Below are 5,079 nucleotides of genomic sequence, written 5' to 3' on the forward strand. Positions count from 1 at the left end.
AGAGATTGAGCAAATATTCAACGCGCTTATTTCATTGATAATAAATAATTTAACTAAACAAATCAGCGAATTGTTTCAACTACTGATTCGCATGAAGAACTAAAACTCTTTAAAAGAAGAATAGATACCAGCCATATGAACAGCCCGGAGTTAGCTGTATTATACGGAAAGCATTATGTTGTATCATGGGTTGATAGTTTAGTAAGGAATATTACTACTTACGATGATGTGATTTTTATATCAGATATTCGTTCCGAAGAAATAGCTAAAAATAAGGGAAAAACAAAAGTGAAAACAACAATTGTTAAGTAACTGTATTTATCTGTGAAGTAAAGGCAAATAATTATGTGGTTAAGGTTATTTATTTCATCCTTTAGGAAAAACCTCGAACATATGGAAAACCAATACTATTCACAACGTATAATTGTGAATTACACATTTCGTTACGACCATGCAGGGCGTTTAATAGAAACAACACATAAACTAAACAATTACCCTGTGGTTTCAATTGCCCGCAATGGATACGATAAGTTGGGACGGTTACTTTCTTCGAAGGCCAATGGGATAGGCAGGCTTCAGACTTCCTACAACTACAACGTCCGTTCGTGGATAGAATATATGTGGAACTCGCTATACGAAGAAGGCCTTTATTACACACAGCCACCCAACGAAGGAACTCCAGCCTACAACGGAAATATATCGGCGGTAGGACATGCTTACGAAGGATTCATGGCTTATTTCAGCGCTTTCACTTACGATGGGCTTTCGAGATTGAAAACCAATCACTATTCTGACTATTATTTCACTGGACCGGGACTAGTTAATTACTCTTCCCTGTATTCTTACGACCTGAACGGTAATATAACAAACCTTTCGCGTTTCCGTGTAGGGAGTCAATTGGTCGACGACATGTATTTTACCTACAAAGGAAACCAGCATACAAATATTCTGGAAAACTCCGATAAGGCGGAAGGATTCATATCGTACCTGAAAAATAACATCCAGACACATTATACCTACAACGCTAATGGTGCTATGACCGGCGATAAACACAAGGGAATAACTATGACTTACGATTCCTACAGTGGTATGCCCAAGAAGGTATTCGTGAGTAATAGCCTGGCAAACGGTGTGATAAATTATACTTACACAGCTTCCGGACGCAAGCTCAAGGCGAAATACGAGTGGAATGTGCCCGTAAGCATCAGTCCTCTTTCCGGGTCTATTGCCCCTATGAGCATTGGCATTGGCGCAGGGGTGGGAGACCTGCCTCCTATAGGATGGATAGACCCTTATCCCAACAAGAAGACGGTGTATTATGCCGACAACCTGGTGTACCACGGCGATACCCTGAAAAGAATTATGATAGATAATGGTTATATTGAGAACAAAAAATACTATTTTTACACCAAGGACCATCTGGGTAATATCCGCGTAGTAGCCGATGCCAGCGGGCGAATGGTACAAAGGACGGATTACTATCCCTTCGGTATGCCTACGATGCTCAGTTCGGAGGAGGGTGTCCAGCCATACAAATACGGTGGCAAGGAATACGACACAATGAACGGGTTGAACCTCTATGACTTCCACGCACGGCAGTACGACCCGGCAGTAGGTAGGTTCACATCCATTGACCCAATGGCAGAGATGTATTATTCTATTAGTCCATATGCTTATTGTGATAATAATCCGTTAAAGTTTATTGACCCTACAGGGATGTCTATATATACAACAACTGATCCCGGTAATATTGCAACTATATATAGTTATTTAGCCAATGGCGGAAATTTGAATTCTTTCGATACAAGTGGATGGACAGAAATCCCTGATCCTTTTTCTAATCTATTGGCAAGTACCAAAGGTGGTGGAACATCATTAGGAGAATATATACATATGTTTTTTAACCTTCTTGTCTATCAAACAGGCCTTAATAGTTTATTTGAAGATCCAGGTCCTGCAAAGAAAGAGGCCGAAGCGAGGCTAAACTGGACTAAAAATATGGTGCAATTAATAGGTAAAGAAAGTTTTTATATGATTCCTGTCATTGGCAGTGCAACTGAATCCATTGATAGTTTTAAAGCAGGGGATTATATAGGGGGTACAACAGCCGCAGCTTTTGTTATTGTTGATATGGCATCTTTTGGAGAGAGTACCCTTGCTAAAGGATTCTTTAAAGGAGCTCGTTATTCTAATAAAGTACTAAAACAGATGGGAAAAATAGGTGATAATATGCATGGATTTCCTAATGCTATTGATAGTTATGCTGATACATACGGAAAAACACGTAAATTTATAGGTGGTGATGGTAAAGTTTACGAAATTCTGGAAATTAGAGGTATGATAAATGGGAAGTCGGGAACTTTTGAATATATAAAGAATGCCAATGGCGAGATAAATCATAGATTTTTTAATACAAAAAAATAATATGGATAGCTTAGACAACTATTATCATTTTATAGCAGAGGAAGGAATTCCTATGTCTTTAATGAATCCAGGCAGTAATGAAATAGCAATCATTGCTAAAAAGTCGTTAATAGCTATTGAAATGTTAAAAAAAATATCAGTTCCAATTGTAGGTGGGGATATTGTCACTAAAGATGAAAAAGGAGAATTGTCTTATGCATTCCATGATTGGGGGGAATCTTATGTTTATTTAAATTTTTATTGTAATGAAGAAAAAGGAGAGAGTAAAGAATCTTATGTAAACAGAAGTTATGAAGTGGCAAAGAAAGGTATATTGGAGGCAGTAAAGGTGGCAAGAAAATTAGGCAAAGAATGTTATATTGTTTTAGTAATATAGGACAGCTGTAGCCACTAATATGCCTCATTTTGAAATATTATTGGTAGAATTTCAAAGCCTTTTTATGAATAAAGATCATAAAAAATGAAAATAAAAATTATATTTTTTATAATACCTATTATTATATTTTCTTGTAAAGAAAAGGAAAGTTTCAATAATATAGAAAATATAAATATTAGCACTGAATCTGTTTTTACTTCATCTCTGAAAACTGAGGTTGTAAAAATGATCAAAATAAAAAAAAGTAAACAAGAAAAAAATAACAGTAAATTACCAAAAATTTGTTCTGTTATAATAAGCTCAAATCCAGAAGACTGTGATAGTTGTTTTATTATAATCACATTAACGACTAGGATAGATGTTGATAGAATATCAGGATATACTTTTTTAGAAAATGAACTTATTGCATGTTATTTATTAAATGATTTATGTAGTCATAATGTAGTTAAAAAGGAGAATTTATATGTATTTAATGATTTTATTTCAGGATATTCAGATTTATTAAAATCTCATCCAGATGCAATTTATGAAACACCTATACGTCGCTATCAAATAGTAGGTAAGGATAGCCTTCATTTGATAAAATCTGCATTTATAGAGTAAAGATGGAATGGTCTAAATTAAAGGATAGCTTTTACCTTAAGAACCATTTGGGTAATATCCGTGCGGTAGTAGATGCACAGGGCAATACCGTGCAGGCGACCGATTATTATCCGTTCGGCATGCCCACAGCCGCAAGTAGGAATGAAGGCGTTCAACCCGACAAGTACGGCGGCAAGGAATACGACACGATGAATGGCTTGGAGATGTACGACTTCCACGCACGGCAGTACGACCCGGCCATTGGTAGGTTCACATCCACAGACCCCCATGCAGAGAATTATTACTCTACCAGTCCGTATACTTATTGTCTTAACAATCCATTAAGAGCAATAGATCCAACAGGAGAAAGTATTTGGTATAGAAATTGCCAGATTTTGGTCTGCTTTGACAACTGCCTATTCCGGAACAACGAATGTTTGTCCAGATTGTTTTGAAAAATTTGATTATCAAGGAGGTAAATGGGATTATATTCCTGAAAATGTATTTAAAGAATATATTGCAACAGGATTATATTATAATGACCAAACGAATTTCTTTATCTTAACGAATATTCCAGCTATTTTCCCTGATGCAAACGGAACTGGAGGGTATGCGATTGGAGTAATGAATTTATTTCTTCCCGCGGTGAAAAATCCTCTTTTACCAATCTCTAAAGATGTTGGTATAAATCATAAATATATTCAAGAAAATAATGGAGCTATTACACAAACAAATACTGAATTTTGGCTTCTGTTAGGAGGCACAAAAGTCGGAATGGCAGCATTGAAACACATATGGAACTTTGTAAATCGTCCTCCTGGACATACTCAGCACTCAGTTAGAAACGGGATAAGCAGAGATAAAAGTTCAACAAAAGGAATGCCGCATGGAGATAATGGTAGAGCCCTAACTCAAGCTGAAAAGCGAATTGCTGAATTAGAGAAACAACTTCAAAGTGCCACTGGAAAAGAAAGAATTAAAATACAACAAACAATAAAAAATATTAGAAAAGATGCTCAAAAAAAAGCTAAGGGAGAAACACATTGGAGAAAATAAATTGGAGAATTTCACATTAATTCCTAATAAATCTTTAGGCGTATTTATTTTAAGGGATGATATAGAAAATTATCTTTATATAGAACATATAAAAGAACACATAAAAGAACGAACGTTTTCGTATGATAGTTATGATTTTTATGACAGAAAAGTAACTGTTTGGCCAACAGAAGGGAAAATAGAAACAATACGATGTAATTCAATGTGTTATTTAAATGGAGAAAATCTAATTGGTATGTCTTATGAAAGATTTCTTATTTTAGTGAATCAGTTCCCTGATACTGAAAGCGAAGAATATGTCTTAATCAACTCTAACAGGGGCCAAAACCAAAAAGTTTATGATTTTGATGAGTTAGGATTACAAATTTGGGTATGGAGGAATAAAATCAGGACAGTGTTAATTTCATCTTATGAAGGTCTGTGAATTATAGATGACCGGTATCGCCAAGAGAGTAAAAAAGGATTACATACCATTTTATTCGGCAGATAATGGAGGAGGAGCTTTAAAGCAGAATAAACGAGATGCTGACATAAAACAATATCCAACCAGGGCAACCGCATCAAATTTTCAATAGTTTCCTGAGATATTGAGTATCCAGCGCTGCTTTATATAGCCTCTTTTTAATACTCAGTTTGTCTTT

The 5,079-nt window shown here is 35.6% G+C and carries 7 protein-coding genes; all 7 read left to right on the forward strand.

Annotated elements, in window-relative coordinates:
* Positions 1-135 precede the first annotated feature (135 nt).
* The 7 genes from M2132_RS11720 (at position 136) to M2132_RS11750 (ending at position 4,862) form a co-directional block, all read left to right on the forward strand.
* Positions 136-312, forward strand: a complete 177-nt coding sequence (locus M2132_RS11720; protein WP_280673753.1) for a hypothetical protein — start codon at positions 136-138, stop codon at positions 310-312.
* A gap of 114 nt (positions 313-426) precedes the next feature.
* Positions 427-2,424 (forward strand): RHS repeat domain-containing protein, encoded by a 1,998-nt coding sequence (locus tag M2132_RS11725; RefSeq protein ID WP_280673751.1) that lies wholly within the window; start codon positions 427-429, stop codon positions 2,422-2,424.
* 1 nt (position 2,425) lies between these two features.
* Positions 2,426-2,800 (forward strand): Imm40 family immunity protein, encoded by a 375-nt coding sequence (locus M2132_RS11730; protein ID WP_280673749.1) that lies wholly within the window; start codon positions 2,426-2,428, stop codon positions 2,798-2,800.
* A gap of 84 nt (positions 2,801-2,884) precedes the next feature.
* Complete coding sequence (locus M2132_RS11735; RefSeq protein WP_280673747.1) at positions 2,885-3,403, forward strand: hypothetical protein; 519 nt, start codon at positions 2,885-2,887, stop codon at positions 3,401-3,403.
* A 2-nt stretch (positions 3,404-3,405) separates the two neighbouring features.
* Positions 3,406-3,837, forward strand: a complete 432-nt coding sequence (locus M2132_RS11740; protein WP_280673745.1) for an RHS repeat domain-containing protein — start codon at positions 3,406-3,408, stop codon at positions 3,835-3,837.
* Entirely contained in the window at positions 3,788-4,438 is a 651-nt protein-coding gene (locus M2132_RS11745) for a hypothetical protein (RefSeq protein WP_280673743.1), read from the forward strand. Before M2132_RS11740 ends, M2132_RS11745 begins: the two co-directional genes overlap by 50 nt.
* The gene (locus M2132_RS11750) at positions 4,395-4,862 is read left to right on the forward strand and encodes a hypothetical protein (RefSeq protein ID WP_280673741.1); all 468 of its coding nucleotides are present in this window, start codon (positions 4,395-4,397) and stop codon (positions 4,860-4,862) included. The genes M2132_RS11745 and M2132_RS11750 overlap by 44 nt, the downstream gene beginning before the upstream one ends.
* The last annotated feature ends 217 nt before the right edge of the window (positions 4,863-5,079 follow it).

Source organism: Dysgonomonas sp. PH5-45 (genome assembly GCF_029893235.1).
Taxonomy (GTDB): domain Bacteria; phylum Bacteroidota; class Bacteroidia; order Bacteroidales; family Dysgonomonadaceae; genus UBA1309.

Excerpts from the sequence above, each read along its gene's own strand:
- M2132_RS11720 (WP_280673753.1), top strand. The coding sequence starts at position 136 with ATGAACAGCCCGGAGTTAGCTGTATTATACGGAAAGCATTATGTTGTA.
- M2132_RS11730 (WP_280673749.1), top strand. The coding sequence starts at position 2,426 with ATGGATAGCTTAGACAACTATTATCATTTTATAGCAGAGGAAGGAATT.
- M2132_RS11735 (WP_280673747.1), top strand. The coding sequence starts at position 2,885 with ATGAAAATAAAAATTATATTTTTTATAATACCTATTATTATATTTTCT.
- M2132_RS11740 (WP_280673745.1), top strand. The coding sequence starts at position 3,406 with ATGGAATGGTCTAAATTAAAGGATAGCTTTTACCTTAAGAACCATTTG.
- M2132_RS11750 (WP_280673741.1), top strand. The coding sequence starts at position 4,395 with ATGCTCAAAAAAAAGCTAAGGGAGAAACACATTGGAGAAAATAAATTG.